The sequence below is a fragment of the Ornithinimicrobium sediminis genome (genome assembly GCF_021272345.1).
In the GTDB taxonomy this organism is placed as follows: Bacteria; Actinomycetota; Actinomycetes; order Actinomycetales; family Dermatophilaceae; genus Ornithinicoccus; species Ornithinicoccus sediminis_B.
Genome location: NZ_JAJSDQ010000007.1, coordinates 57,029 through 83,107, shown reverse-complemented (window position 1 = coordinate 83,107; position 26,079 = coordinate 57,029). Strand labels below are relative to the sequence as shown.

At 71.3% G+C, this 26,079-nt stretch carries 26 protein-coding genes and 1 pseudogene; 16 read left to right on the top strand and 11 right to left on the bottom strand.

Translation table 11 applies throughout. The features are described from left to right. The first annotated feature begins 1 nt into the window (after position 1). From aat to LVO85_RS14455, 4 genes are all read left to right on the top strand, one after another. A complete protein-coding gene (gene aat / locus LVO85_RS14470) occupies positions 2-742 on the top strand; it encodes a leucyl/phenylalanyl-tRNA--protein transferase (protein WP_232748200.1) in 741 nt (246 codons plus the stop codon). A 75-nt stretch (positions 743-817) separates the two neighbouring features. Then, complete coding sequence (ctaC, locus tag LVO85_RS14465; protein ID WP_232748199.1) at positions 818-1,705, top strand: aa3-type cytochrome oxidase subunit II; 888 nt, start codon at positions 818-820, stop codon at positions 1,703-1,705. Then, positions 1,705-3,483, top strand: coding sequence for an aa3-type cytochrome oxidase subunit I (gene ctaD / locus LVO85_RS14460; protein ID WP_408637699.1), 1,779 nt, complete (start codon positions 1,705-1,707; stop codon positions 3,481-3,483). The genes ctaC and ctaD overlap by 1 nt, the downstream gene beginning before the upstream one ends. Before the next feature lie 18 nt (positions 3,484-3,501). Further along, the gene (locus LVO85_RS14455; RefSeq protein ID WP_232748198.1) at positions 3,502-3,903 is read left to right on the top strand and encodes a cytochrome c oxidase subunit 4; all 402 of its coding nucleotides are present in this window, start codon (positions 3,502-3,504) and stop codon (positions 3,901-3,903) included. 102 nt (positions 3,904-4,005) lie between these two features. On the opposite strand, the pseudogene LVO85_RS14450 reads toward LVO85_RS14455, so the two are convergent. The 6 genes and pseudogenes from LVO85_RS14450 to ctaE form a co-directional block, all read right to left on the bottom strand. Continuing rightward, a pseudogene (locus LVO85_RS14450) lies at positions 4,006-4,991 on the bottom strand (IS481 family transposase). Positions 4,992-5,615: 624 nt separating this feature from the next. Further along, complete coding sequence (locus tag LVO85_RS14445) at positions 5,616-5,978, bottom strand: metallopeptidase family protein (RefSeq protein WP_232748197.1); 363 nt, start codon at positions 5,976-5,978, stop codon at positions 5,616-5,618. Between the two features lie 99 nt (positions 5,979-6,077). Further along, positions 6,078-7,862: a cytochrome bc1 complex cytochrome b subunit gene (gene qcrB, locus LVO85_RS14440; protein WP_232748196.1), complete on the bottom strand. Its 1,785-nt coding sequence runs from the start codon at positions 7,860-7,862 to the stop codon at positions 6,078-6,080. A gap of 1 nt (position 7,863) precedes the next feature. Then, positions 7,864-8,958, bottom strand: a complete 1,095-nt coding sequence (qcrA, locus tag LVO85_RS14435; protein ID WP_232748195.1) for a cytochrome bc1 complex Rieske iron-sulfur subunit — start codon at positions 8,956-8,958, stop codon at positions 7,864-7,866. A gap of 1 nt (position 8,959) precedes the next feature. Then, positions 8,960-9,763, bottom strand: coding sequence for a cytochrome bc1 complex diheme cytochrome c subunit (gene qcrC, locus LVO85_RS14430; protein WP_232748194.1), 804 nt, complete (start codon positions 9,761-9,763; stop codon positions 8,960-8,962). A gap of 61 nt (positions 9,764-9,824) precedes the next feature. Continuing rightward, on the bottom strand, positions 9,825-10,493 hold the full coding sequence (gene ctaE / locus LVO85_RS14425; protein WP_408637698.1) for an aa3-type cytochrome oxidase subunit III: 669 nt from the start codon (positions 10,491-10,493) through the stop codon (positions 9,825-9,827). 134 nt (positions 10,494-10,627) lie between these two features. On the opposite strand from ctaE, the gene LVO85_RS14420 reads away from it, so the two are divergent. Together LVO85_RS14420 and trpD are read left to right on the top strand one after the other, a co-directional pair. Beyond that, positions 10,628-11,041: a PleD family two-component system response regulator gene (locus tag LVO85_RS14420; protein WP_232748193.1), complete on the top strand. Its 414-nt coding sequence runs from the start codon at positions 10,628-10,630 to the stop codon at positions 11,039-11,041. Then, positions 11,038-12,096, top strand: a complete 1,059-nt coding sequence (trpD, locus tag LVO85_RS14415) for an anthranilate phosphoribosyltransferase (protein WP_232748192.1) — start codon at positions 11,038-11,040, stop codon at positions 12,094-12,096. The genes LVO85_RS14420 and trpD overlap by 4 nt, the downstream gene beginning before the upstream one ends. 7 nt (positions 12,097-12,103) lie before the next feature. Here trpD and LVO85_RS14410 read toward each other — a convergent pair whose 3' ends face one another. Next, positions 12,104-12,388, bottom strand: coding sequence for an Lrp/AsnC family transcriptional regulator (locus LVO85_RS14410; RefSeq protein WP_232748191.1), 285 nt, complete (start codon positions 12,386-12,388; stop codon positions 12,104-12,106). Next, on the bottom strand, positions 12,385-14,244 hold the full coding sequence (locus LVO85_RS14405; protein WP_232748190.1) for a DEDD exonuclease domain-containing protein: 1,860 nt from the start codon (positions 14,242-14,244) through the stop codon (positions 12,385-12,387). The genes LVO85_RS14410 and LVO85_RS14405 overlap by 4 nt, the downstream gene beginning before the upstream one ends. A 146-nt stretch (positions 14,245-14,390) precedes the next feature. Here LVO85_RS14405 and LVO85_RS14400 point away from each other — a divergent pair, with 146 nt between their 5' ends. Both LVO85_RS14400 and LVO85_RS14395 read left to right on the top strand, forming a co-directional pair. Beyond that, positions 14,391-14,705: a hypothetical protein gene (locus tag LVO85_RS14400; RefSeq protein WP_232748189.1), complete on the top strand. Its 315-nt coding sequence runs from the start codon at positions 14,391-14,393 to the stop codon at positions 14,703-14,705. 78 nt (positions 14,706-14,783) lie between these two features. Further along, a complete protein-coding gene (locus tag LVO85_RS14395) occupies positions 14,784-15,569 on the top strand; it encodes a hypothetical protein (RefSeq protein ID WP_232748188.1) in 786 nt (261 codons plus the stop codon). An 82-nt stretch (positions 15,570-15,651) separates the two neighbouring features. Here LVO85_RS14395 and LVO85_RS14390 read toward each other — a convergent pair whose 3' ends face one another. Next, complete coding sequence (locus LVO85_RS14390; protein ID WP_232748187.1) at positions 15,652-17,442, bottom strand: AMP-dependent synthetase/ligase; 1,791 nt, start codon at positions 17,440-17,442, stop codon at positions 15,652-15,654. A 102-nt stretch (positions 17,443-17,544) separates the two neighbouring features. Here LVO85_RS14390 and LVO85_RS14385 point away from each other — a divergent pair, with 102 nt between their 5' ends. From LVO85_RS14385 to LVO85_RS14370, 4 genes are read left to right on the top strand one after another with little or no spacing between them, the layout of a single operon-like run. Then, positions 17,545-18,021, top strand: coding sequence for an SRPBCC family protein (locus LVO85_RS14385; RefSeq protein WP_232748186.1), 477 nt, complete (start codon positions 17,545-17,547; stop codon positions 18,019-18,021). Beyond that, complete coding sequence (locus LVO85_RS14380; protein ID WP_232748185.1) at positions 18,018-18,980, top strand: ROK family glucokinase; 963 nt, start codon at positions 18,018-18,020, stop codon at positions 18,978-18,980. The genes LVO85_RS14385 and LVO85_RS14380 overlap by 4 nt, the downstream gene beginning before the upstream one ends. Positions 18,981-18,984: 4 nt before the next feature. Further along, complete coding sequence (locus tag LVO85_RS14375) at positions 18,985-20,001, top strand: ROK family glucokinase (protein ID WP_232748184.1); 1,017 nt, start codon at positions 18,985-18,987, stop codon at positions 19,999-20,001. After that, positions 19,998-20,702 (top strand): endonuclease/exonuclease/phosphatase family protein, encoded by a 705-nt coding sequence (locus LVO85_RS14370; RefSeq protein ID WP_232748183.1) that lies wholly within the window; start codon positions 19,998-20,000, stop codon positions 20,700-20,702. The genes LVO85_RS14375 and LVO85_RS14370 overlap by 4 nt, the downstream gene beginning before the upstream one ends. A 15-nt stretch (positions 20,703-20,717) precedes the next feature. Here LVO85_RS14370 and LVO85_RS14365 read toward each other — a convergent pair whose 3' ends face one another. Together LVO85_RS14365 and LVO85_RS14360 are read right to left on the bottom strand one after the other, a co-directional pair. Further along, positions 20,718-21,305: a hypothetical protein gene (locus tag LVO85_RS14365; RefSeq protein ID WP_232748182.1), complete on the bottom strand. Its 588-nt coding sequence runs from the start codon at positions 21,303-21,305 to the stop codon at positions 20,718-20,720. Beyond that, positions 21,302-22,069 carry an alpha/beta hydrolase gene (locus LVO85_RS14360; RefSeq protein ID WP_232748181.1) on the bottom strand — a complete coding sequence of 256 codons (768 nt, stop codon included), beginning with the start codon at positions 22,067-22,069 and terminating at the stop codon, positions 21,302-21,304. The genes LVO85_RS14365 and LVO85_RS14360 overlap by 4 nt, the downstream gene beginning before the upstream one ends. Before the next feature lie 76 nt (positions 22,070-22,145). On the opposite strand from LVO85_RS14360, the gene LVO85_RS14355 reads away from it, so the two are divergent. The 4 genes from LVO85_RS14355 to LVO85_RS14340 are packed head-to-tail and all read left to right on the top strand — an operon-like array spanning position 22,146 to position 26,078. Next, a complete protein-coding gene (locus tag LVO85_RS14355; protein WP_232748180.1) occupies positions 22,146-23,057 on the top strand; it encodes a 1-acyl-sn-glycerol-3-phosphate acyltransferase in 912 nt (303 codons plus the stop codon). Between the two features lie 35 nt (positions 23,058-23,092). After that, on the top strand, positions 23,093-24,454 hold the full coding sequence (locus LVO85_RS14350; RefSeq protein ID WP_232748179.1) for a class II 3-deoxy-7-phosphoheptulonate synthase: 1,362 nt from the start codon (positions 23,093-23,095) through the stop codon (positions 24,452-24,454). Beyond that, positions 24,454-25,506 carry a threonine aldolase family protein gene (locus tag LVO85_RS14345; protein ID WP_232748178.1) on the top strand — a complete coding sequence of 351 codons (1,053 nt, stop codon included), beginning with the start codon at positions 24,454-24,456 and terminating at the stop codon, positions 25,504-25,506. Before LVO85_RS14350 ends, LVO85_RS14345 begins: the two co-directional genes overlap by 1 nt. Continuing rightward, positions 25,503-26,078 (top strand): molybdopterin-dependent oxidoreductase, encoded by a 576-nt coding sequence (locus LVO85_RS14340; protein ID WP_232748177.1) that lies wholly within the window; start codon positions 25,503-25,505, stop codon positions 26,076-26,078. The genes LVO85_RS14345 and LVO85_RS14340 overlap by 4 nt, the downstream gene beginning before the upstream one ends. Position 26,079 lies beyond the last annotated feature (1 nt).

The window sequence follows — 26,079 nt, the reverse complement described above, 5'->3', positions numbered from 1 at the left end:
TATGCCGATCGAACCGCCCGCGAGCCCGTGGCAGCTGAGTGTGGCGCAGGCCGAGCCGGGGGAGGACCTCGTCGGCGTCGGCGCCGACCTGGCGCCGGGCACACTGCTGCGTGCCTACCGGCACGGGCTCTTCCCGATGGGCCTGGGGGAGGACGGCGCCGCGCCCGTCGGCTGGTGGTCGCCCGACCCGCGAGGCGTGCTGCTGCCCGGTGACCTGCACGTCAGCCGTTCGTTGCGCCGGTCGATGCGCCACCTGGAGACCCGGGTCGACACCGCGTTCGAGGAGGTCGTGCGCCAGTGTGCCGACCCCGCCAGGCACGGCCGGTGGATCACGCCCCAGATCGCCTCCGCATACCTGCGCCTGCACCGGCTGGGCTGGGCCCACTCGGTGGAGACCTGGCAGGACGGGCGGCTCGTGGGCGGCCTCTACGGGGTCGGCATCGGCGGGCTGTTCGCCGGGGAGTCGATGTTCCACCGGGCCACCGACGCCTCCAAGGCAGCACTCGTCGGGCTGGTCCGCCACCTGGAGGAGAGCAGCGGGGCCGAGCCGTGGGTCGTCGACGTGCAGTGGCGCACCGACCACCTGGCGACCCTCGGCGTGCGCGACGTGAGCCGCGCGGCATACCTCTCGCTGGTGGGGGCGGTCGTCACCGGCCCGCATCGCTGGCCGGAACCGCCCGGGACACGGCCGGACCCGAGCGGTGAACGGCTGACCGGCCGGGGTAGGCTGGACGAGTCTTGACCGGTGGACTCTGTGAGGTGTGCTTTGCAACGGCGTGGTGAAACGGCTCAGCGCCGACGCGGCCGCAACTGGCCCATGATGACGATGGTGGCCGGAGCGGCCTTGCTGCTGTCCGGCTGCGGCACGGCCCTCGAACGCGGCTACATGCCCGAGCCCATCACCGAGGACGGCCCGGCGATCATCACCCTGTGGAACGGCGCCTGGATCGCGGCTCTCGCGGTGGGCGTGCTGGTGTGGGGCCTCATTCTGTGGTGCATGGTGGCCTACCGCCGCCGGCACGAGGACCAGGCGCTGCCACCGCAGATCCGCTACAACGTGCCCATCGAGATCCTCTACACGATCGTGCCCGTGCTCATGGTGGCGGTGCTCTTCGGCAAGACCGTGGAGGTGCAGAACGAGGTGCTGAGCTCAGACCAGGAGCCCGACGTCACGGTCAACGTCATCGGCAAGAAGTGGTCCTGGGACGCCAACTACATCGAGGACAACGTGTACATCGAGGGCGTGCAGGCCTCCGGGCTGAGCGACGGCGAGGAGGGGTTGTTCGAGACCCTGCCGACGATCGTCCTCCCGGTCGACAGCCGCGTCGAGTTCGTGCTGACCTCGCGGGACGTCATCCACTCCTTCTGGGTGCCCGGCTTCATGAAGAAGCTCGACATGATCCCCGGTCGGGTCAACAGCTTCCAGGTGGTCACCACGGAGGAAGGCACCTTCACCGGCAAGTGCGCGGAGCTGTGCGGCGCCTACCACTCCCAGATGCTGTTCCGGGTCCAGGTCGTGCCACAAGGCGAGTACGACCAGTTCGTCACCGACCTCGAGGCCGCCGGCTCCTCAGGTCAGCTGAGCAACGACCTCAACCTCTACCCGCTGTACGACGACCCGCAGCGCAAGTCCTTCTACCCGGACGAGGACGAAGGCGTCTACGTCCCCGGTGACGACGAGCGCGTGTCCCAGGGGAGCAACTAATGGCAACGATCGTCGGACCCGAGACGCGCGTCTACCCCGACCCCGGCACACCGCGGCAGCCGAAGCGCAACCTCGGCAAGCTGATGGTCACCTGGATGACCACGACCGACCACAAGGTCATCGGCAACCTCTACTTCATCACCGCGATGGCGTGGTTCATGCTCGGTGGTCTGATGGCGCTGGTCATCCGCGCGGAGCTGTTTGTCCCGGGTCTGCAGGTCGTGGACAACCCTGACCAGTACAACCAGATGTTCACGATGCACGGCACGATCATGCTGCTGCTCTTCGCGACACCGCTGTTCGCCGCCTTTGCCAACGCGCTCATGCCGCTGCAGATCGGAGCGCCCGACGTGGCGTTCCCGAGGCTCAACATGTTCGCCTACTGGCTTTACCTCTTCGGAGGTCTCATCGCCGGCGCGGGCTTCCTGACCCCCTCCGGTGCGGCCTCCTTCGGGTGGTTTGCCTACCAGCCGCTGGCGGGCGCAGCGCACAGCCCGGGTCTGGGCGGTGACCTGTGGGTCATGGGTCTGGCACTGGGTGGTTTCGGCACCATCCTGGGTGCTGTCAACTTCATCACGACGATCATCTGCATGCGCGCACCTGGCATGACGATGTTCAGAATGTCGATGTTCACCTGGACGGTCCTGGTGACCTCGATCCTCGTGCTCATGGTCTTCCCGGTGCTGGCGGCCGCGCTGTTCGGCATGGCCGCCGACAGGATGTTGGACGCGCAGATCTTCAACCCCGCTTTCGGTGGGGCGATGCTCTGGCAGCACCTGTTCTGGTTCTTCGGTCACCCCGAGGTCTACATCATCGCGCTGCCCTTCTTCGGTCTGATCTCCGAGATCATCCCGGTGTTCAGCCGCAAGCCGCTGTTCGGCTACAAGACCCTCGTCTTCGCCACGATTGCCATCGCGGCTCTCTCCATGGCCGTGTGGGCGCACCACATGTACGCCACAGGTGCCGTGCTCCTGGAGTTCTTCGCCATCATGACGATGCTCATCGCGGTGCCCACGGGCGTGAAGTTCTTCAACTGGATCGGCACGATGTGGCGCGGCACCCTGGTCTTCGCCACGCCCATGATCTGGGCGATCGGCTTCCTGGTGACCTTCCTCTTCGGCGGTCTGACCGGCGTCATCCTGTCCAGCCCCGCGCTGGACTTCCACCTCACCGACTCCTACTTCGTCGTGGCGCACTTCCACTACGTGGTGTTCGGCACCGTGGTGTTCGCGATGTTCGCCGGCTTCTACTTCTGGTGGCCGAAGTTCACCGGGCACATGCTTGACGAGACGCTGGGCAAGTGGCACTTCTGGCTGTTGTTCATCGGCTTCCACGGCACGTTCCTGGTGCAGCACTGGCTGGGTGTCTACGGCATGCCGCGTCGCTATGCCGACTACATGCCCGAGGACGACTTCACCCTCCTCAACCAGATCTCCACGGTCTTCTCGTTTGTGCTGGCCGTGTCGATGCTGCCGTTCCTGTATGCCGTGTGGAAGTCGTTCCAGACCCCCAAGGTGGAGGTCGACGACCCGTGGGGCTACGGCATGTCCCTGGAGTGGGCGACCTCCTGCCCGCCGCCGCGGCACAACTACACGACGATCCCGCGGATCCGCTCGGAGCGTCCCGCCTTCGACCTGCACCACCCCAACGTGGCCACGATGGAGTCGCCCGAGCCCGACAAGGGAGTCATGGAGGAGCTGCTCGGAGGCCCCGACACCGACCAGGCCGGACGCAAGGGCACCGAGACCGGTGGCACCCGTGGCAACCCGCACGTCTGAGCGAGAGGCAGCACACGCATGAACGTCGAGATCAAGCTGTTCGGGCTGCTCATCCCGTTCTTCGCCGTGATGACGGTCATCTACGCCTGGTTCACCGGTGGCACGGAGTGGGTCGGCATCGTCGGCCTTGCGCTCACAGGCGGGCTGTGTGCGTTCGTCGCGTTCTACTTGTGGCTCACGGCCCGCAAGCTGGACGAGCGCCCGGAGGACAGGCTGGACGGCGAGATCGCCGAGCAGGCCGGTGACTACGGCTTCTTCAGCCCGCACTCGTGGTGGCCGCTGTGGCTGGGCCTGGCGTCGGCGGCGCTCTTCCTGGGCGTGGCCGTCGGCTGGTGGCTGTTCATCATCGCGGCGCCGTTCGCGGCGCTGGCCACCTTGGGCTGGACCTTCGAGTACTTCCACGGTGAGAAGGCCGTCTAGCCCTTGCCAGGGGGTTTGCACCCGCCCCACCCGCGTTGCTCGGGAGTTTGCACCCTCCCCAAGCGCGTTGCTAGGGAGTTAGCGCCCTCCCCAAGCGCGTTGCTAGGTGTACTGACCGGACAGGTTGGTCAAGCGGGTGATGGGTGGGCGGTTCCCGCAGGCGGTGTGGGGTCGGTGGTGGTTGTACTCGTGGAGCCATCCTGGCAGGGCCTGGCGGCGTTCGTGCTCGGAGGCGTAGCAGCGGGCGTAGCCCCACCCGTCGGCCATGGTCCGGTGGAAGCGTTCGACCTTCCCGTTGGTCTGCGGTCGGCGGGGTCGGGTCCGGGAGTGCTTGATGCCCAGCTGGGCGCAGGTGTCACGCCACAGGTGTGAGACGTAGGGCGAGCCGTTGTCCGACAGCACCCTGTTCACGGTGATGCCGCGGGCGGCGAACCAGGCCACCGCCCGGGTCAGCACCCCGACCGCGGTGGCCGCGGTCTCGTCGTTGTGGACCTCGGCGTAGGCGATGCGGGAGTGGTCATCGATGACGGTGTGCACGAACGCGTGCCCCATCTTGGGGTTGTGGTGCTTGCTTCTGGGCTTGCCCGGCGTGGCCGCCCGGTTCTTCCCGCCCTGGGCGCGGCCGACGAAGCGCCACCCGCCGCCGTCGGGGATGTTGCCGAACTTCTTGACGTCCACGTGCAGCAGGTCACCGGGGTGCTCGTGCTCGTACCGGCGCACCGGTTCCCCGGTGGCCCGGTCCACATGGGAGAGCCGGTTCAACCCGCATCGCACGAGCACCCGGTGGGCGGTCGAGGGTGCGACGCCACCGCGGCGGCCAGCTGCACCGGGGTGATCCGCTTGCGCAGCCGCAGCGACACGATCCGCTTCGTGGTGGCCGGGCAGGTCTTGCCCGGCATCGACCGGGGCCGGCTGGGACGATCGCTCATCGGCTCCCCGGCCGCGTACCGGTCCGCCCAGCGCTTCACCGTCGGCCAGGAGCACTGGAACCTGGCCGCGACCTCACTGATCGGGACGTGTTGGTCGACGACGAGCTGGGCGACGCGCAACCGGGCCCGCGGGGTCAGGGCAGCGTTAGCGTGGGACATGAGGGCCTCCTGTTCTCGGAGCGGATACCTAGGAAGTTCCACTCCACCGCAGGAGGCCCTCATCTGTCACTGATCAGATCAACGGATCACACCCACTCAACCAACGTCCCCGGTCAGTACAGCTAGGGAGTTAGCGCTTTCTCCAGGTCGCCGGCGGGGTTGATGGTCGGGAAATGCCTCGGGTGCTCGCGGAGCGGCAACGGACACCAGCGGGGACGTCTGTCCGGCGGCTCCGCCGCGGGCTGCCTGACCCGCCACGCCATGGTGTGGTCCTCGCCCAAGGCCACGGCCCTCGATCACAGGTCCTGGGGTGCTCGTTCCCGTGCTCCTGCCCGTGATGACCGAGGGTAGGCCCATAACTCGGTCCCGGGGCATGCTGATCATGCTGGGGATCGAGCTCGACGCGGGCACCATCGCGCTGCACGCGGGCTCCACGTCGCGGCGTCCCCAGACGGGTCGTCTCGGGTAAGGGGACGAAGGAGCTCCCGTGCCGGCCAGTGGCCTCGGTGGGCGTGCACCATCCGGCACCGCCCGCGGAGGGGTGGGAACTCCCGGGCAACGGGGTGGGGAAGCGTGCAGTCTCCCTGGCAACGGGGTGGGGAAGGGTGCAAACTCCCGAGCAACTCAGCCCCAGCCGAGCTCGTGGAGACGGTCCTCCTCGATGCCGAAGTGATGAGCGATCTCGTGCACCACGGTGATGGCGATCTCGTCGAGGAGCTCCTCACGGTCCTCGCACATGCGGGTGAGCGGACCGCGGAAGACCGTGATCCGGTCGGGCAGCGCACCGCCCCACGCCTCGGCCCGCTCGGTGAGTGGCACGCCGTCGTAGACCCCGAGCAGCTCGGGGTCCTCCGGCGGGGGTTCGTCCTCGACGAGGAAGACGACGTTGTCGAGCTTGTCCATCAGGGCCGGCGGCACCATGTCGAGGGCGTCGGCGATGGCGTCCTCGAACTCCTCGGGGGTCAGCAGGCCGAGGTCCTCACTCATCGCGGGTCAGCCCTTTCGTTCGCCGGGGAGTGCAGGTCAGACGACGCTGCCCCGCCCCGGCGGACCGGGACGGGGCAGCACCTCCTGTGAAGGACGGGTTCAGTCCTCGCGGTTGCGCAGCGCCGCTCGCTCACCGGGGACGGCCGAGACCGGCTCGCCGAGCTGAGGTGTGGGCGCGGACTCGAGGGCGTCGTGCTCGCCGTGCGACTGCGCCGCAGCCAGCTCGGCCGGTGTGACCGGCTGCACCTGGTCGCGGAAGTAGAAGTCCGACAGGGCGCGACGCAGACCGTGCGTGACCGGCCGGGGCCGACGCACACCGTGCTCGTCGACCTCGTCCTGCTCCCTCTGCGACAGGGGCAGCATCGGGTCGTGCTGCACGAGGGTCCAGCGGGTGTACGGGTCCAGCGGCTCGTGCACCTCGTAGAACTCACCCTCGGGGGTGCGCACGATGCGGCCCGTCTCGGTGCCGTGCAGCACCCGGTCGCGGTCGGCCCGCTGCAGCGAGATGCACAGTCGCTTGACGATGTAGAACACGATGACCGGCAGCAGGAAGAACGCCGCCCGGAACGTGACGGTGATGTCGTTGATCGACAGCCCCAGCTTGATGGCCAGGATGTCGTTGACCGTGGCCAGCGCCAGCACGAGGTACATCGAGATCGCCGCGGCGCCGATGGCCGTGCGGACCGGGGCGTTGCGGGGACGGTCCAGGATGTGGTGCTCGCGCTTGTCTCCGGTGACCCAGGCCTCCAGGAAGGGATAGAGGCTCAGGAGGATCCAGACCAGCGGCAGCAGGAGCAGCGAGCCGAGGAAGATGTTCATGCCGAACGTGAAGCCGAACAGCGTGAACTCCAGCCAGCCCGGCAGCAGCCGCAGCGCACCGTCCGAGAACCACATGTAGAAGTCGGGCTGGGAGCCGGCCGTCACCTGGGTCGGGTCGTAGGGACCGTAGACCCAGACGGGGTTGATGGTCACCAGTGCCGAGATCAGCGCGGTGATGCCGAAGACGATGAAGAAGAAGCCACCGGCCTTGGCCATGTAGACCGGCATGAGCGGGAAGCCCACGACGTTGTTGTTGGTCCGGCCCGGCCCGGGGTACTGCGTGTGCTTGTGCACCGCGACCAGCACGATGTGGGCGGTGAACAACCCCACGAGAAGCGCAGGGATGAGCAGCACGTGCGCGATGTAGAGCCGGGGGATGATCATCTCGCCGGGGAAGGGGCCACCGAAGACGAAGAACGTCATGTAGCTGCCGATGACCGGTGCGGACTGCATGAACCCGGCCATGGCACGGATGCCGGTGCCGGAGAGCAGGTCGTCCGGGAGGGAGTAGCCGGCGAAGCCCTCGATGATGGCCAGCAGGCTCAGCACCGACCCGATGACCCAGTTGATCTCACGGGGCTTGCGGAAGGCGCCGGTGAAGAAGACGCGGGCCACGTGCAAAGCGATGCCGACGATGAAGAGCAGGGCGGCCCAGTGGTGCAGCTGCCGGATCAGCAGACCACCCTTGATGTCGAAGGAGATGTCCAGCGTGGAGGCGTAGGCCTCGCTCATCCCGACGCCCTTCAGGGGGACGTACGACCCGTCATACGTGACGTGGCCCATGCTCGGGATGAACCAGAAGGTCAGGAACGTGCCGGTGATGAGGCAGATGACCATGGAGTACATGGCCACCTCACCCAGGAGGAACGACCAGTGGTCCGGGAACACCTTCTTGAGCAGGAAGCGCATGCCCTTGGCGGTGCCGACACGCTCGTCGGACCACACGATGGGCGGGGGGAGGGCCGGCCTGTCCGCACCTGTGGCGGCGGACTGGTCCGCCGTCGTGGTGGTCGCTCCGTCCGAACGGAGGTCGTCGGCGCCCTGGGGCACTCGGCTGGTCGTCATCTCATCCACGCTCTCTCTCCCAGAAGCTCGGACCGACAGGCTCCTGGAAGCTGTCGTCCGCGATCAGGTAGCCCTCGTCGTCGACCGTGATCGGCAGCTGGGGCAGGGCCCGCCGTGCGGGGCCGAAGATGACCTCGCAGTCCCGCGTCATGTCGAAGGTGGACTGGTGGCAGGGGCACAGCAGGTGGTGCGTCTGCTGCTCGTAGAGCGCCACGGGGCACCCCACGTGCGTGCAGACCTTGGAGTAGGCCACGATCCCGTCGACGCCCCAGGAGCGCTGCTTCTCGCTCTGGATCAGCGCCGGGTCCAGCCGCACCAGGATGACCTGGTCCTCGGCCTTGGCCTCCAGGATGGCGGCTGCCGAGAGCTCCTCCTCGGCCTCCTCGCCGACCCAGCCCTCCGGCATGACGTGGAACACCGAGCCCAGCGTCACGTCCGCAGCGCGGATCGGCGTGCCACTCGGGTCGATCATGAGGCGCAGCCCCCGGCGCCAGTTGGTGTCGTACAGCTCTCTGCCGGGCAGCGGGCCGAGGCTGCCGGCGACCTGGAGGACGAGCGGGACGGCGAACAGCCCCAGGGCGCCCGCGGCGCTCTGCAGGATCAGCGGGCGGCGGCCCAGCTGGGAGCCCTCCCACCCGGAGCGCAGGATGGCGGCCGCGCCCTCGCGGTCCTCGTCGGAGGACGCCTGGGGGTGGCGCTCCTCGATGACCTCGTTGTCGGGCATGAGCGTCTTGGCCCAGTGCACGGCGCCGAAGCCGATGCCGCTGAGCGAGACCGCCAGCGTCAGCCCGAGGGCCAGGTGGTAGAGGTTCATCTCCCCGATGCCGACGACGGTGCCGCGGGCGTCCGCAGGGACGACGAAGTAGGCCACGATGAAGCCCAGGGTGCCCAGCGCGGAGAGCGCGAACATGGCGACGACCTGGCGTTCGGCCCGCTTGGCCGCGGCCTCGTCGACGTCGGCCCGGCGTGGCACGTGCGGAGGCAGGCCGGGGTTCTCGAAGCGCTCGGGGAGCCCGTCGGTCCTGGCGGGCGGCGCGGCGTCGGCGCCCTGGCGCACCGGGGTGTCGTCGGTCTTGTAGTCCGAGCTGTCCGCCATGTCAGGCCGCCTTCCTGCCGAGCCAGACCGCAGCCGCGATCAGCAGGCCGATGCCGATGGTCCAGATGAACAAGGTGTCGCCGGCAGGACCGATGGATCCCATCTGGTGACCGCCGTAGGCCGTGCCGCCCTGGTCCATGTCGACGATGAACGCGATGACGTCCTCCTTCTCCTGGGGAGTGAGGTTGTCGTCGTTGAAGACCGGCATGGACTGCGGGCCGGTCAGCATGGCCTCGTAGATGTGGACCGGCTCAACGCCCATGAGCGTCGGGGCGTACTTGCCGCGGGTCAGTGCACCGCCCGTGCCCGCGGAGTTGTGGCACATGGCGCAGTTGGTGCGGAAGAGCTTGCCGCCGTTGGCGATGTCGGCGCCCTCGAGGTCGAGCCACTGGGCGTCGGGGACGGCCGGGCCGGGGCCCAGGCTGTCCACGTAGGCCGCCATCTGGGTGATCTCCTCGGACGTGAAGTTCACCTGGTCACGGTTGGCCGGCGCCTGGACGCCGGGGGCCGCGAGCGGCATACGGCCGGTGCCCACCTGGAAGTCCACGGCGGCGGCGCCCACACCCACCAGGGAGGGGCCGGCCGGGGCGTTGCCCTCGGCGTTGGTGCCGTGACAGCTGGCGCAGTTGGCCAGGAAGAGCTGACGTCCCTCCTCGATGTCCTCGGCGGACACCGTGGTCGCCGAGGTGCCGGGAGCGGCCTTGGGCTGGAACACGGCGTAGGCCGTGCCGGTCATGGTCAGCCCCAGCAGGAGCAGGACCAGCAGCGCGATGGGGCTGCGTCGTCGGGCGGCCAGCGTCTTCACTCGGCGGTCCTCACGTCGTGGATGTACAGGTCAAGGCACGTGGTCTTGGCGCGCACCGGCGTCACCGCAGCACGTAGATCGTCAGGAACAGGGCGATCCAGACCACGTCGACGAAGTGCCAGTAGTAGGACGTGACGACGGCACCGGTGGCCTGGGCGTGGGTGTAGCGCTTGGCCGTGAAGCTGCGGCCGATGATGAGGAGGAAGGCGATCAGACCGCCCAGGACGTGCAGCCCGTGGAAGCCGGTGGTCATGTAGAAGACCGATCCGTAGGGGCTGGACGAGAGCGTGACGCCCTCCTGCACGAGGTGTGCGTACTCGTAGACCTGGCCGGCGATGAAGACCGAGCCGAAGATGAAGGTCAGGACGTACCACTCGCGCATGCCCCACTTGCCCAGCTCCAGCAGGCCGCCGGTGCGGCTGGGGACCCCCTGCTCGGCCTTGAACACACCCAGCTGGCACCAGACGGACGAGATCACCAGGATCGTGGTGTTGACCAGCGCGAACGGCACGTCCAGCAGCTGGGTCTGCTCGGCCCATAGGTCCGGAGCCACGGAGCGGATCGTGAAGTACATCGCGAACAGGCCGGCGAAGAACATGATCTCGCTCGAAAGCCACACGATCGTGCCCACGGCCACCATGTCGGGTCGGGTCGCCGGCCCTTGGGCCACGACGGCTCCCGACGATGGGGAGCCTGCTGTCACTGCTGAAGTCGTCGCCACGTTCCACATTATGACCCACGCCCCTGAACGAGGGGCACCCGACCCTCCGACGGCGCCAGGTCTCCCAGCAGCACCGATGGTCCTGCACCGGGCGCGGCCGGGTGATGCGGCCTGGGGCGCCCCGCGGTGGGTAGCATCGACTCATGACCGTCTCGACCACGACCGAGCAGACCGCCGGTCTGCGCCGCATCAGCGTCCTGCTGTTCAGCGACGACAGGTCCACCCGTGACGCGGTGCGTCTGGGTGTGGGCTCCTCGCCGTCCCCGGACGTGCTGGTCGACCGCTGGCACGAGTGCGCTACGGCTCCCGGTGTCGAGCTGGCCCTGGAGGAGGCGGCCTTCGACCTGCTCATCCTGGACGGCGAGGCCCAGCCGTACGGCGGCCTCGGGCTGTGCCGCCAGCTCAAGAACGAGCGCTTCGACTGCCCGCCGGTCCTCGTGCTGACCGGACGCCCCAACGACGGGTGGCTCGCAGCGTGGTCGCAGGCCGACGGCGTCGTGCCGCACCCGCTCGACCCGGCGGCGCTGGCCGCTGCGGTCGTCCGCCTCGCACGGTGACCGCCACCACGACCTGGCCCGAGGTCCTGACCCGCCTGCTGGCGGGGGAGGACCTCCACGCGTCGGACACCTCCTGGGTGATGGACCAGGTGATGAGCGGGGAGGCCTCACCGGCCAGGCTGGCGGCGTTCCTCACGGCGCTGCGCGCCAAGGGCGAGACGGTCGAGGAGATGCGCGGGCTCGCCGACATGATGCTTGAGCACGCCCACCGCTTCGAGGTGTCCGGACCCGCCCTCGACATCGTCGGGACCGGGGGTGACCGCGCGCACACGGTCAACATCTCGACGATGTCCTCGGTCGTGGCGGCCGCAGCGGGGGTGCCGGTCGTCAAGCACGGCAACCGTGCCGCCTCGTCGCGCTCGGGCGCCGCCGACGTGCTCGAGGCCATCGGCGTGCGGCTGGACCTCACCCCGCAGCGGGTGGCCGAGGTCGTGGGGGAGTGCGGCATCACCTTCTGCTTCGCCCAGACCTTCCACCCCTCGATGCGGCATGCGGCGCCGGTGCGCCGCGAGCTGGGCATCCCCACGGCGTTCAACCTGCTGGGACCGCTCACCAACCCGGCACAGCCGACCTACAGCGCCATCGGCGTCAGCGACCGGCGCATGGCGCCGCTCATGGCCGGGGTGCTCGCGGCCCGGGGCCGCCGGGCGGCGGTCTTCCGTGGGGACGACGGCCTCGACGAGCTGACCCCGGCCACCAGCTCGCACGTGTGGTGGGTGGCCGGTGGCGAGGTCACCGAGCTGAGCCTGGACCCCGTCGCGCTGGGTGTCGGGCCGCACCCGGTCTCGGCCCTGCAGGGGGAGGACGCCGAGTTCAACGCCCAGGTGGCTCGTGACGTCTTCGCGGGGGCACGCGGCCCGGTGCGCGACGCGGTGCTGCTCAACAGCGGCCTGGCGCTGGCCGTGGTCGCCGACGGGGAGAGCGGAGCTGCTGCCCCGACGAGCTCGGAGGAGCTGCACGCGCGGGTCGCTGCCGGTATGCAGCGCGCGGCGGCGGCGGTCGACGAGGGCCGGGCCCGACTGCTGGTCGACGCCTGGGTCGCCGCGACGCACTGAGCCGGGGCTACTCCTCGTCGAGGCCGAGCGCGAAACCGGCCTCCAGGTCCTCGCTGGAGTAGGTGCGGAACGCGATGTGCGTGCTGGTCTCCAGCACCCCGGGCACCTTGTTGAGGCGGTCGGCGATCACGTCGTGGAAGTCCTCGTGGGCTCGCACCCGCGCCACGGCGATGAGGTCGATGTCGCCGGTGACCGAGTAGACCTCACTGATGCCCTCGATCTCGGCGATCTCCTGGGCGGCCTCGGGGATCCGAGCGACCTCGGCTTTGATCAACACGATGGCGGAAATCACCCGCTCACTGTAGCCACCAGCGCCCCTGCGGGTCGCTCCAGGGGACGCGGCGTGCCGGGGGTCGTCCCGTCCACGACCCTCCAGTGGCGTGCCAGCGGCTCGAGGTCGGCGCGTGCGGCCGCCGCACCGCCGACCGGGCAGGTCCAGTGACCGTCGAGGTCGACCAGACGGGTGCCCGGGGTCTCCAGCCACCGCAGCACCAGCTCGGTCTCCTCGGGGTGCGCGGCAGGCTCCGGCCCGAGGGGCGGGGCCACGACCTCGGCGGTCTGCCGCATCGCCTCGATGTAGGGCATCGGGTCGGCCCCCCGTGGTGTCGTGGTGGTGCCCGCGAGCCGGCCGTGCCGGACGCACACCACCTCCCAGCCGCCGCCCTCGAGGCGCTGAGCAGCGACCAGCTCGGGGGCGCTGGCCAGGGGAGCGAGGCGCTGCACCCGCGCGGCGGCCCGGACCAGGGCCAGCATCCGGTCACGCAGGGCCTGCGCCTCCTCGTAGCGCTCCTGCGCGGCGAGGTCGCCGAGCCGTTGCCGCAGCTGGGAGAGCACGGCGCCGCAGTCGCCGGTGAGCGCCTGGCGGGCACGCTCGGCCACCTCCGCATACGACTCCACGCTCTGCAGGCCCGTGCACGGTGCCCCGCAGCGTCCCAGCTCGACGAGCACGCACGAGGTCCCTCCACCGTGTCGCGCCAGGCGTCCGGTGCACTGGCGCAGGGGGATGACCTCGTGCACGGCCGCGATGGCCTGCTCGGCGGCGGCGCGGCTGCCGAACGGGCCGGCATACGTGGCGCCGTCGTCGCGCACCTGCCGGACGACGGAGAGCCGGGGGAAGGCCTCCGCGGTCAGCTTCAGCCAGAGGGCCCGCTCGGGGTGCCGGGAGCGACGGTTGTAGCGCGGCTTGTGCTCGGCGATGAGCCGTAGCTCGCGCACCTGCGCCTCCAGGCGGGTGGCACACACGATGGGTGTGATCGACTCGGCCAGGCCCACCATCTCGGCCATCCGCCTGCGGGTCTCGGAGGCGGTGAAGTAGGTGCGCGTGCGCCGGCGGAGGTCGGTGGCGGTGCCCACGTAGAGCGGCTGCCCGCGCTGGTCCTTGAAGACGTAGACCCCGGGGGCCGAGGGCATCCGGTCGGCCAGGAACCGCTTGCCGCGCTGCGCCGGTGTCACCCTGGAGGAGTAGCTCGACAGCTCCTCGAGGGTGTGCACGCCCAGGTTGCCGACCCGTCCGATGAGGCCGTGCAGCACGTCGACCGTGGCCCGTGCGTCGTGCAGGGCGCGGTGGTCGGGGGTGGTCTCGGCCCCGAACAGACGGGCCAGGCTCGCCAGCTTGTGGTTGGGTGCCTCGTCCTTGTGCACGAGCTGGCGGGCCAGCCGCACCGTGTCGAGCACCGTGAAGCCCGGCCAGGGGCGCCCCGTCCGGGCGGTGGCCGACTTGAGGAAGGAGATGTCGAAGCCCGCGTTGTGGGCGACCAGCACCGAGCCCGAAGCGAACTCCAGGAAGGCGGGCAGCGCGCTCTCGATGCGGGGGGCGTCACTGACCATGGCGTTGCTGATGCCGGTGAGCAGCGTGATGAAGGCCGGGATTGGCGTGTCCGGGCGCACGAGGGTCTGGAACTCGCCCAGCACCGTGCCGCCGCGCACCTTCACCGCCCCGATCTCGGTGATGTGGCAGTCGGAGGGGGAGCCCCCGGTCGTCTCGAGGTCGACCACCACGAACGTGACCTCGGACAGCGCGAGCCCGAGGTCGTCGAAGGACTGCTGCACCGCGGCGGGAGCGCCCCACCCCGCAGCGGGAAGCCCGGCGACGCCGTGGTCGGCCACAGGGTGCTCGGCGACGGGGTGCCCGGCCGTGGTGGTGCTCATGTCCTGGACCGTATGCCGGGGCGCCGACAGACCTTGCGCGCCGGCTCGGCATGTCGCGGAACGCCGAAGGCGGTCCGACGTCGCGGGGGTCTGTCGGTGCCGCCCCCTAGCGTCGTCGGCACACCACATGGAGGAGGTGAGATCGGATGACGATCATCGACTGCCAGACCTGCCCGGTCCGCGGGCGGATGTGCGGGGACTGCTTCGTGCCCGTCGTGGCACGGCAGTGGCTGGAGGACCCGGTCCCCGGCGGCCGGGGCCGTGGAGGGCGACCAGCACCCGTCGCACGGGCGGACCCGCCGACGACCACCGGGCTGCCACCGGCCGCCGAGGGCCTGGAACCGGACGACGCGGAGTGGGCCGCGGTGGACGTGTTCGTCCGCGCCGGCATGGTCAACGCACTGGACGCCGCGGGTGTCACGGCCACCCGCTCCCGACAGCTCTGGTCCGACGCGGGCTGATCCCGGCCCAGGGTGCGGGGGACCGGTTCACCGACCCGCGGTGACGACGTCCGCGCACAGGCTGCCTACGCTGTCTGCGTGAGGCTGGGTCCACGCGTGGCTGCGGAGCCCTCCCGGCGGGTGCTGCTGAGGGCGGCCCTGCTCTCACCTGCCGCGCTGCTCGCGACCTCCGGCTGCAGCCGTGAGCCGGCGGTGCTGGTCACCGGCAGTGCGCCGGTGCAGCAGGTCACCGCCTACCGCGACCATGCCGAGCGTGCGGTCGGCCTCGTGGAGGACCTCTGGGGCGAGGGCACCGTCGCCCGGCCGGTGCGCCTGGACCTTCCCGGGGACACGGCGCGCTGGGCGGCCGTCACCGGACATCCCGCGGAGGAGACCGAGATCCCAGCCAGCCTCGTGAGCCGAGGTGGGGTCACGACCGTCGTCGTCCACCCCGGGGCGTGGGAACGGTTGACCGCGCAGGGACGGCAGGCCGTGGTCACGCACGAGGTGACCCATCTGGCGCAGCCTGAGGCCGAGGTGCCCTGGTGGCTGCGGGAGGGCACGGCCGAGTTCACCGCGCACCGGTCGGGGTCCGCCGACCCGTCCTTGGTGGCCGGGCAGGCGTGGCGGCAGCTCGCGGCGGACCCACCGGCCCGCTGGCCGCAGCCCGGGGCCGCCGGCGGTCGGTGGGCGACGTACGCCGCCGCCTGGTCCGTGTGTCTCGTGGTCGCCGCCGAGCACGGGGACGAGGCCGTGCCCCGGTGGCACCGCGCGGTCGCCGACAGCGGCAGCCTCGACGAGGGCACCCGGCAGGCCCTGGACCGGACCGACGAGGACCTGCTGAGGGCCTGGTCCGCGTGGTGGGCCGACCAGGCCCCTGCCTGAGCGAAGGAACCGGACCGCGGCCTGGCCCGACCTGGCCCCTGCCTGAGCGAAGGAACCGGACCGCGGCCGGCCGGACCTGGTATCAGTCGCTGTAGAGAGCCTCGACGTGGTGCGACAGGTCGTGCATGACCCGGTTGCGACGCAGCTTCATGGACGGGGTGAGGTAGCCGTTGGCCTCGGTGAAGTCGCCGTCGAGCACCTCGAACTTGCGGATGGACTCGGCGCGGCTCACCGCCTTGTTGGCGCTGTCGACCGCACGCTGGATCTCGGCCAGCACCTTCTCGTTGGTGCGGGCCTCCTCCACGGTGATGCCCTCGAGCTCGTTGTTGGCCGCCCAGGCGGGCAGCATCTCCTCGTCGAGGGTCATCAGCGCGGCGATGAAGGGGCGGCCGTCACCGACGACCATGCACTGGGAGATCAGCGGGTTGGCCCGCAGCCGGTCCTCGAGCACGGCCGGCGAGACGTTCTTGCCGCCGGCGGTGACGAGCATCTCCTTCTTGCGGCCGGTGATGCGCAGGAAGCCGTCGTCGTCGATCTCGCCCAGGTCGCCGGTGTGGAACCACCCGTCGCGGATCGCCTCGGCCGTCGCCTCGGGGTTGTTGTGGTAGGCGCGGAAGATGTTGTTGCCCTTGACCAGCACCTCGCCGTCGTCGGCGATCCGGACCCCGACACCCGGCAGCGGCCGGCCGACGGTGCCGATCTTGGTCAGGTCGGGGGTGTTGACGTTGCTCGGCGCCGTCGTCTCGGTGAGCCCGTAGCCCTCGAGCACGACGAGGCCGACCCCGCGGAAGAAGTGTCCGAGCCGCTCGCCGAGGGCGGCCCCGCCGGAGACCGCATACTGCGCGCGCCCACCGAGGGCGGCCCGCAGCTTGGCGTAGACGAGGCGGTCGGCCAGGGCGTGCTGGGCGCGCAGCCACGGACCGGCACCGCCGGTGTCCTGGGCGCGGCTCCAGTCGCCGGCCACCGTGGCCGCCCACCGGAAGATCCTGCCCTTGCCGGCGGCCTCGGCCTTCTGCTCGGAGGAGTTGTAGATCTTCTCGAAGACCCGCGGGACGGACAGGATGTAGGTCGGCCTGTAGCCGCCCAGGTCGTCGACCACCGTCTTCGGGTCGGGGGTGTGGCCCAGGGCCGAGCCGCTGGTCAGGGCGAGCACCTCGATGAAGCGCGCGAACACGTGGGCCAGCGGCAGGAAGAGCAGGGTGCTGGCCCCGGGTGCGCAGACGACCTCCTTGAGCCGCTCGGTGGTGTTCTCCGCCAGGGCCATGAAGTTGTCGTGCGTGAGCTCGCAGCCCTTGGGCTGCCCGGTCGTGCCGGAGGTGTAGATGACCGTCGCCAGGGCGGTGCGGTCGACGGCGGCCCGGCGGGCCTCGATGTCCTCGTCGGAGACCTCGGCGCCCGCGGCGACCACCTCGTCGAGCGCGCCGGTGTCGACCTGCCAGACGTCGCGCAGCGAGGGGACCTGGTCGCGGACCTCGGTCACCAGCGAGGCGTGCGCGGCGTCCTCGACGACGAGGGCCACGGCTGCGGAGTCGGAGCAGATCCACTGCACCTGCTCGGCCGAGGAGGTCTCGTAGATGGGGACCGGCACTGCTCCGGCGGTCCACAGCGCGAAGTCGCACAGCGTCCACTCGTAGCGCGTCTTGCTCATGATGCCGACCCGGTCGCCGACCTCGATGCCGGCCGCAGCGAAGCCCTTGGCCAGCGCACGCACCTGGCCGGTGAACTCCGTGGCGGTGACGTCGCGCCAGTCGCTGCCCTCCTTCACACGCAGGAGGACCCTGCTCGGCTCACGCTCGGCCCACCCGTGGGGCAGGTCGGAGAGGTTGCCCTCCGTCGTGGCGGGGACCAACGGGGGGACGACGATGTCCTGCACGAGTGCCTCCTGGCTCTCCGGTAGGGGTGCAGGAGCCAACTCTAGCCGCCGCCGCACCGCTCGCCCGGGTGACGGGTCGCCCCGGACCGATACGCTGCGGCCATGCCTGACCGGACCGAGTCCAGTATGCAGATCCCTGCCCCGGCGCCTCACGTGGTGGAGGTGCTCGCCGACTTCCCGGCGTACGCCTCGTGGAACCGGGAGGTCAAGCAGGTGGAGGTGCTCTCGACCGAGGGCGACGGCTGGCCCGACCGCGTCCGGTTCGAGCTCGACACCGGCATGATCAAGGACACCTACGTCCTCGACTACGACTGGCACATCGCCCACGACGGCACCGGCTCCCTGTCCTGGGAGATGGTCGAGGCCCGGACGCTGCGCGACCTCGTGGGCTCCTACACGATCACCTCGTCCCCCAGCGGCACGCTGGTGACCTACCGGCTGACGCTGCGGCCGAAGGTGCCCATGCTGGGAGCGTTGCGGCGCAAGGTCGAGCAGATGGTGGTCACCAGCTCCCTCACCTCCCTGCGGGAGCGGGTGCTGCAGGTCCATCCCGCCACCCCTGAAGGAGAGACCCCATGAGCGTCTCCATCGGCGTCGACGTCGGTGGCACCAAGATCGCGGCCAGCACCGTCGACGAGCAGGGCCGCATCCTGCACCAGGCACGCAGGGAGACCCCCGCCCAGGACGTCGGGGCCATCGCCACCGCGATCGCGGCCGTCGTCCAGGAGCTGCGCGAACGGCACGGACCGGGCGAGGTGCTGGGCGTCGGGGTCGCGTGCGCCGGCTTCATCGACGTCACCGGCAGCGTGGTGCTCTTCGCGCCCAACCTGGCCTGGCGCGACGAACCGCTGGCCGAGCGGATCCGCGAGGCCACCGGCATGCCGGTGCTGCTGGAGAACGACGCCAACGCCGCCGCCTGGGGTGAGTTCCGCTTCGGCGCGGCGCGCGACGTCGACGACATGGTGATGGTCACCCTGGGCACCGGCGTCGGCGGCGGCATCATCAGCCGCCACCAGGTGCTGCGCGGCGCGCACGGCATGGCTGCCGAGATCGGGCACATGCGGGTCGTGCCCGACGGCCACCGGTGCGGCTGCGGCAACCGGGGCTGCTGGGAGCAGTACGCCAGCGGCTCGGCCCTGGTGCGGGAGGCCCGTGAGATGGTGCGCGCCGGCAGCCCGCACGCCGCCGAGCTCGAGGCGCGCTGCGGGGGTGACGCCGACCGGCTCACCGGCCAGATGGTCACCGAGGCCGCCCAGGACGGTGACCAGGCCGCCCGCGAGCTGCTGGAGGACCTCGGGCGGTGGGTCGGTGAGGGTGTGGCGAGCCTCATCGCGGTGCTCGACTCCGACATGATCGTCGTCGGCGGCGGTGTCAGCGCCGCCGGAGACCTGGTGCTCGACCCCGCCCGTGCGGCGTTCCAGCGCCAGCTCACCGGCCGGGGGCACCGTCCCGAGCCGCCCATGGTCCCGGCCCGGCTGGGCAACGACGCCGGCATGATCGGCGCCGCCGACCTCGCCGCGCTGCGCGCCCGTTCCTGAGCCGTTGGGCACCGTCCATGCCGGGCCGGCGGCGCTGGCCGTCGGGGTCGACATCGGCGGCACGAAGGTCGCTGCCGGTGCGGTCGACGACCAGGGTCGTGTCGTCACAGAGGTGCGCCGGGAGACGCCGGGGCGCAGCACCCGACCGCGTGTCGTCGAGGACCTGATCGTCGCCGAGGTGCAGTCGGTCCTGCGCCACCCCCTCGTGGTCGACCGGCCGGTGGTGGGCGTCGGCATCGGGGCAGCAGGGTTCGTGTCCGCCGACCGGGGCACGGTCGTCTTCTCCCCGCACCTGTCCTGGCGGGACGAGCCGCTGCGCTCCCGCCTGCGCGACCGGCTCGGGCTGCCGGTGACCCTCGACAACGACGCCAACGCCGCGGCGTGGGCCGAGTTCCGCTTCGGCGCCGGGGCGGGGGAGCCGCGCCTGCTCATGGTCAACCTCGGCACGGGCATCGGCGGGGGCCTCGTCATGGACGGCAGGGTCGAGCGCGGCCGTCACGGCATGGCCGGGGAGTACGGCCACATGGTCGTGGTGCCGCACGGCCGGCGGTGCGAGTGCGGCAACCGGGGCTGCTGGGAGCAGTACGCCAGCGGCTCGGCCCTGCGGCGCGAGGCGCGCGAGCGGCTGCAGGCGGGAGGACCGTATGTCGCGGCGCTGGCGGCGCGCTGCGGCGGCCGGGTCGAGCTGCTGCGCGGGGAGGACGTGACCGAGCTGGCCCGTGAGGGCGACGAGGCGTGCCGGGAGATCGTGGCCGACGTCGGCGAGTGGCTGGGGCTGGGCCTGGCCAACCTGGTCGCCGCCCTCGACCCCGGCACCATCGTCGTCGGCGGTGGCGTCAGCACCGCCGGCGAGCTGCTGCTGGGGCCCGCTCGCGAGAGCCTCACCCGCCATCTCACCGGGCGCGGGCACCGGCCGACGGCCCCCGTGCGTGCGGCGAGCCTGGGCCCGTGGGCCGGGCTGATCGGTGCCGCGGACCTCGCCCGGGCCGACCACGCGCTCCCCGGCGCCGGGTCGACGTGAGCCACCGCTCGACGGAGCAGCGGGCGGTGCGGGTGGCGTCCTACAACCTCCGGGCGCTGCAGGACGACACCGACGCCGCCGTGGCCGTCGTGCGCGACCTCGACCCCGACGTGCTGCTGCTGCAGGAGGTCCCGCGCCATCCGCTCTCGGCACCCCGGGTGAGGTCCTTCGCCCACCGCTGCGGCCTGCGATGGGCGGGCCGCACCCGAGCTCTCTCGGGCACGTCCGTGCTGGTCGGGCCCCGGGTCGTCGCCGACCCCGCTCAGGACAGGTCGCTGCCCGTCGAGCTGCTGGGCAACCCGCGCAGCTACACGGCGGTGCGGGTGGCCCGCCCCGGCGGGCCGGCCTTCGCCGCGGTGAGCCTCCACCTGCCGCTGCTGCCGGACCGGCGCCGGCAGCACGCCCGGCAGGTGCTGTCCGAGCTGCGGGTGGACCCGCTGCTGGGTGGGCTGCCGTGGGTCGTCGGAGGCGACCTCAACGAGGACCAGCACGGTGACGCCTGGCAGGTCCTCGCCGAGGAGCTCACCCTGGTCACACCGCTGCGACCGACCTTCCCCTCGGCGCGTCCGCACCGGACGATCGACGCGGTCTTCGCCTCGCGCGGTGTGCGCCCGGCCCCGCAGCAGCCGGTCGCGCTGGACGCCGCGGCGCTCCGGGCGGCGTCCGACCACCTGCCGGTCTGGGCGGACCTGGTGCTGTAGGCAGCCGAGGGCTCCTCAGACCTGGGCGCCCCAGTCGTCCTCGCGGTCCCGGAACGGCTGGCGCAGCACGAGCAGCACGAAGCCGGCGACGGCCAGGCCGATGCCGACCCAGCCCCAGTCCTCGTCCAGCACCGGGAGCGCGTTGCTCAGCACCAGCAGCAGCGGGCCGACGGTCAGGCCGACCACGATGGCCCAGAAGTGCAGGTCGCCCGCCGGCAGCGGCGGGGGAGGCGGGGGCACGAAGTGGTCGTCCTCCTCGACCTCCTCGCTCTCCCGCCACCGTGCGGGCTTGCCGGCGACGCCACCGGGAGGCACGCCGTACCCGCTGCCGCTGAAGGGGACGGTGGACGGCTCCGGGCCCTCGTCCTGCGGACGCCGGCCGTCGGTGTCCTGCTCCGGGCGGTCGTCTTCAGGGCCCTCCCGACGGCCCGCGCCGGTGTCGTCCACCCGGGGGTCCGCACCGGTGTCGGTCACCTCCGGGTCGGGGCTCGTGTCGGTGTGCGGGGGCGTGCTGCGCAGCCCGGCCACGATCTCGGAGAACCGGCGGTCGATGTCGTCCGAGGAGGGCTCCTCCTCGCCGGGCCGACCCGCGGAGCCGCTCATGGCTCCTCGCCGATCCGCGCGACGAAGGCGGCCGTGCGCCGCAGCAGCTCGGCCTGGTCGTAGTCGAGGGTGGCGACGTGCCCGGAGTCGCGCAGCCAGACCTCCGTGACGTCCTCGCTGCCGACGCGTTCGAGGAAGGCACGGGCGGCGCTCGGGGGCACGACCCGGTCGTAGGCGGAGCGGAACAGCAGGACCGGCTGGGTGACCTTCGCGAAGTCCTCCCGCAGGCCCGGCCAGCGCTCGACCAGGCTGGCGAAGGCCTTGAGCGGCAGGCGCTCGTAGGCGAGCTCGCGGGGCGGACCCGGCCTGCGGATCTCGTCGGCCAGACCGGGGAACGTGGGCATGACGTGCTTGAGCACCGGCAGCAGCCGCAGCCGCGGGTCCTCGGAGCCGAACCCGGGGTTGATCAGCACGAGGGCGTCGACCAGGTCGGGGCGGCGGGCAGCCAGGTCGGTGGCCAGGGCCCCGCCCAGGCTCATGCCGACGGCCACGACCCGGTCGCAGCGCAGGCGCAGCTGCTCGGCCCGGTCCTCGACCCGGGCGAGCCAGTCGGCGTAGCGGGTGGGGAGCATGTCCGCCACCGACGTGCCGTGACCGGGCAGCACCGGGGCGCTCACGGCATACCCCAGCTCGGCGAGGTGCGCGCTGACCGGCCCCATGCCCTGGGGGGTCGACGTGATGCCGTGGACCACCAGCACACCGGTGCGGGCACGGGTGCCGCTGCCGATGCTGTGGAACTCCTCGACCCCGGACATGGTCTGCATGCCTCCGATCTTGTCACGGGTGCTACCGCACGCCGTGTGGCGTAGGCTTCGGCGGTCAGAGGTGAGGAGGCCCGACGTGATCTACTGGCTGCTCAAGATGATCCTCGTCGGACCCGTGGTCCGGGTGCTGTGGAGGCCGAAGGTCGAGGGCGCGGAGCACATCCCGACCAAGGGTGCGGCGATCTTCGCCAGCAACCACCTGTCCTTCTCCGACTCCATCTTCCTGCCGCTGGTCGTGCCGCGGCGCATCACCTTCCCCGCGAAGATGGAGTACTTCACGGGCAAGGGCGTCAAGGGCTGGGCCACGAAGATGTTCTTCACCGGCGCGGGCCAGATCCCGATCGACCGCTCCGGCGGCGAGGCGAGCATGGCCGCCCTGAAGCAGGGGCTGAAGGTGCTGCGCCGGGGAGAGCTGTTCGGCATCTACCCCGAGGGCACCCGCTCACCCGACGGCAAGCTCTACAAGGGCAAGACGGGCGTGGCGCGGATGGCGCTGGAGGCCGGGGTGCCCGTCATCCCGGTGGCCATGATCGACACCGACAAGGCCCAGCCCACCGGCCAGGCCATCCCCAACCTGCACCCGGTGGGCGTGCGCTTCGGTCGCCCGCTCGACTTCTCCCGCTACGCCGGCATGGAGGAGGACCGCTTCGTCCTACGCTCCATCACCGACGAGGTCATGTACGAGCTGGCCCGGCTCTCGGGGCAGCAGTACGTCGACGAGTACGCCGCCACCATCAAGGAGCGGGTGGCCGCGCGGGCGCGAGCCACCGTCGACCAGGCCCGGGCGGGGGTGGACCAGGCCCGTGAGCAGGCCAGGGCGGGTGTGGACCAGGCCCGCGAGCAGGTGCGCGACACCACGCACCAGGTGACGACCGGGCTGTCGCAGCGCTTCGGCCGGGACGACGAGGACAGGGACGAGGAGTTCGAGGAGCAGGCGGACGAGCAGTCCGTGCCGGTGCCTCGTGAGCGTCCGACCGGCACCGAGTGACACGAGCACCCCTGCCACGCTCCTACGATGGTCGGGTGCACTCCGACGTCACCGCCGTCCCCGTAGGCCACGTGCTCGACTGGCCGGACCTCCCGGCCAAGCAGCAGCCGCAGTGGCCGGACCCCGCCGCGCTCGCCGAGGTCCTCACCACGCTGTCGCACTACCCGCCGCTGGTCTTCGCCGGCGAGTGCGACGCGCTGCGCGACCGGCTGGCCCTCGCCTCGCAGGGCAAGGCCTTCGTCCTTCAGGGCGGTGACTGCGCCGAGACGCTCTCCGGCGTCACCGGCCCCAACATCCGTGACCGGATCAAGACGATCCTGCAGATGGCCGTCGTGCTCACCTACGGGGCCGGTATGCCGATCGTGAAGGTCGGGCGGCTGGCCGGCCAGTTCGCCAAGCCGCGCTCCTCCAACGAGGAGACCCGTGAGGGGGTGACGCTCCCGGCATACCGCGGTGACATGGTCAACGGCTTCGAGTTCACCGAGCGGGCCCGCGCCCACGACCCGGAGCGGCTGCTGCGCGCCTACCACGCGAGCTCGGCGACACTCAACCTGGTGCGGGCCTTCACCGACGGCGGGTTCGCCGACCTGCGCAGTGTGCACATGTGGAACAAGGGCTTCCTGTCCGGGCCGGCCCAGGCCCGCTACGAGCAGATGGCCGGCGACATCGACCGTGCGATGCGCTTCCTGGAGGCCTCCGGCGCCGCCGACGCGGAGACCTTGCGGCGCGTGGAGCTCTACGCCAGCCACGAGGCGCTGGTCCTCGACTACGAGCGCGCCATGGTGCGCCGCGACTCGCGCACCGGCAACCCCTACACCACCTCGGGGCACTTCGTCTGGGTCGGCGAGCGAACCCGTGACCTGGACGGGGCGCACATCGACTTCGTCCGGCGGGTGCACAACCCGATCGGGGTCAAGCTCGGCCCGACGGCCACCCGCGACGACGTGCTGCGGCTGGTCGACCTGCTGGACCCCGACCGGGTCCGCGGCCGGCTGACCTTCATCACCCGGATGGGCGCGCAGCGCATCGGTGACCTGCTGCCCGAGCTGCTGACCTCGGTGGGGGAGATTGCCCACCACGTCACCTGGGTGTGCGACCCCATGCACGGCAACACCTTCACCTCTCCCAGCGGCTACAAGACCCGGGCCTTCGAGGACGTCGTCGCCGAGGTGCGCGGCTTCTTCGAGGCCCACCGGCAGGTCGGCACCTGGCCCGGCGGCATCCACGTGGAGCTGACCGGCAACGACGTCACCGAGTGCGTCGGGGGCTCGCACGCCGTCGACCTGGACGACCTCGGGCTGCGCTACGAGACGCTGTGCGACCCACGCCTGAACCACCAGCAGAGCCTGGAGATGGCCTTCCAGGTGGCCGAGATGCTGGAGCAGGGCACGCGCTGATGCCGACCGCCGACCTGCGCTCGGACACCCTGACCCGGCCCACCCGCGCCATGCGGGAGGCCATGGTCGCCGAGTCGGTCCTCGTGGGCGACGACGTCTACGGCGAGGACCCGACCGTCGCGGTGCTCGAGCAGCGGGTGGCCGGCCTGCTGGGCCACGAGGCGGGGCTGTTCACCCCCACCGGCACGATGGCCGGCCAGCTCGCGGTGCGCCACCACGTGCAGCCCGGACAGGAGCTGCTCAGCGACGAGCTGGCGCACGTGCTGCGCGCCGAGATGGGTGCCGCGGCGGTCCTGTCGGGCATCACCAGCCGCAGCTGGCACGCACCGCGCGGCCTGCTGGACCCAGAGCAGCCCGCCCGGATGATGGCCCCCCAGGCAGGGCCCTACCTGGTGAGCACCGCCTGTGTCGTGCTGGAGAACACGCACAACTTCGGTGGCGGCACCGTCCAGCCGCTGGAGGCGATGCAGCAGGTGGCCCGCCTGGCGCGGGAGCGGGGGGTCGCGGTGCACCTGGACGGTGCCCGCCTGTGGCACGCCCACGTCGCGACCGGGGTCGCGCTGTCCGACTACGGTGCCTGTGCCGACACGGTGTCCGTGTGTCTGAGCAAGGGGCTCGGCGCGCCCGTCGGGTCGGTGCTGGTCGGGTCCGCCGAGATGGTCAGCCAGGCGAGGGTATGGCGTAAGCGCTTCGGCGGCGGCATGCGCCAGGTCGGGCTGCTGGCCGCGGCCGGCCTCCACGCCCTCGACCACCACGTGCAGCGGCTGGCCGAGGACCACGCCCGCGCCGCCCAGGCGGCCCGAGCGGTGCACGACGCCCGCCCCGAGGTCGTCGACCCCGACCACGTGCCGACCAACATCCTCGTGCTCGACGTCGGCGCGGTCGGCTGGCGGGCGCCGGACTTCGTGGCGGTGGCAGCCCAGCGCGGCGTGCTCGGGTTCGCGACCGGGCCCAGCCAGGTGCGTCTGGTCTGGCACCTCGACGTCACCCAGGAGCAGAGCGACCACGCGGCCGGGGTGCTGGCCGAGATGGTGCGTGAGGGCCCGACGTGAGCCAGGACGCATCGCCCCCGGGTCAGCGCTACGTCCCGGCCCTGGTGCCCATGCACTACGGCCGGGTGCCGCGGCTGCACCTGGACCGCTGGTCGTTCACGGTGGGCGGTGCGACCGAGGACGGTGGCCAGACCGTCGTCGACTGGGCGACGCTGCAGGACCTGCCGCGCCGCACGGTGCACTCGGACCTGCACTGCGTCTCGAAGGTCAGCGTGGCGGGGCTGACCTGGTCGGGTGTGCCCCTGGCCGAGATCGTGCGGCTGGCCCCGCCGGAGCCGGGGGTCGAGCACGTGCTCTTCTCGGCGGCCTACGGCTACAGCGCCGCGGTGCGCCTGACCGACCTCGACGACCCCTCGGCCCTGCTGGCCACGCACCTGGACGGAGAGCCGCTGACCCCCGAGCACGGCTGGCCGGCGCGCATCGTGCTGCCGCACCTCTATGCGTTCAAGGGCCCCAAGTGGGTGCTGGCGATGGACTACCACCACACGACACCCCGGGGCTACTGGGAGCAGCACGGCTACCACCCCCGCGGGAGGGTCGAGCGCGAGGAGCGCTACGCCTACCGCGACTGAG

Coding starts and splice junctions, on each gene's coding strand:
- aat (WP_232748200.1), top strand. CDS start 2: ATGCCGATCGAACCGCCCGCGAGCCCGTGGCAGCTGAGTGTGGCGCAG.
- ctaC (WP_232748199.1), top strand. CDS start 818: ATGATGACGATGGTGGCCGGAGCGGCCTTGCTGCTGTCCGGCTGCGGC.
- ctaD (WP_408637699.1), top strand. CDS start 1,705: ATGGCAACGATCGTCGGACCCGAGACGCGCGTCTACCCCGACCCCGGC.
- LVO85_RS14455 (WP_232748198.1), top strand. CDS start 3,502: ATGAACGTCGAGATCAAGCTGTTCGGGCTGCTCATCCCGTTCTTCGCC.
- LVO85_RS14445 (WP_232748197.1), bottom strand. CDS start 5,978: ATGAGTGAGGACCTCGGCCTGCTGACCCCCGAGGAGTTCGAGGACGCC.
- qcrB (WP_232748196.1), bottom strand. CDS start 7,862: ATGACGACCAGCCGAGTGCCCCAGGGCGCCGACGACCTCCGTTCGGAC.
- qcrA (WP_232748195.1), bottom strand. CDS start 8,958: ATGGCGGACAGCTCGGACTACAAGACCGACGACACCCCGGTGCGCCAG.
- ctaE (WP_408637698.1), bottom strand. CDS start 10,493: ATGTGGAACGTGGCGACGACTTCAGCAGTGACAGCAGGCTCCCCATCG.
- LVO85_RS14420 (WP_232748193.1), top strand. CDS start 10,628: ATGACCGTCTCGACCACGACCGAGCAGACCGCCGGTCTGCGCCGCATC.
- LVO85_RS14405 (WP_232748190.1), bottom strand. CDS start 14,244: ATGAGCACCACCACGGCCGGGCACCCCGTCGCCGAGCACCCTGTGGCC.
- LVO85_RS14400 (WP_232748189.1), top strand. CDS start 14,391: ATGACGATCATCGACTGCCAGACCTGCCCGGTCCGCGGGCGGATGTGC.
- LVO85_RS14385 (WP_232748186.1), top strand. CDS start 17,545: ATGCCTGACCGGACCGAGTCCAGTATGCAGATCCCTGCCCCGGCGCCT.
- LVO85_RS14380 (WP_232748185.1), top strand. CDS start 18,018: ATGAGCGTCTCCATCGGCGTCGACGTCGGTGGCACCAAGATCGCGGCC.
- LVO85_RS14365 (WP_232748182.1), bottom strand. CDS start 21,305: ATGAGCGGCTCCGCGGGTCGGCCCGGCGAGGAGGAGCCCTCCTCGGAC.
- LVO85_RS14360 (WP_232748181.1), bottom strand. CDS start 22,069: ATGCAGACCATGTCCGGGGTCGAGGAGTTCCACAGCATCGGCAGCGGC.
- LVO85_RS14345 (WP_232748178.1), top strand. CDS start 24,454: ATGCCGACCGCCGACCTGCGCTCGGACACCCTGACCCGGCCCACCCGC.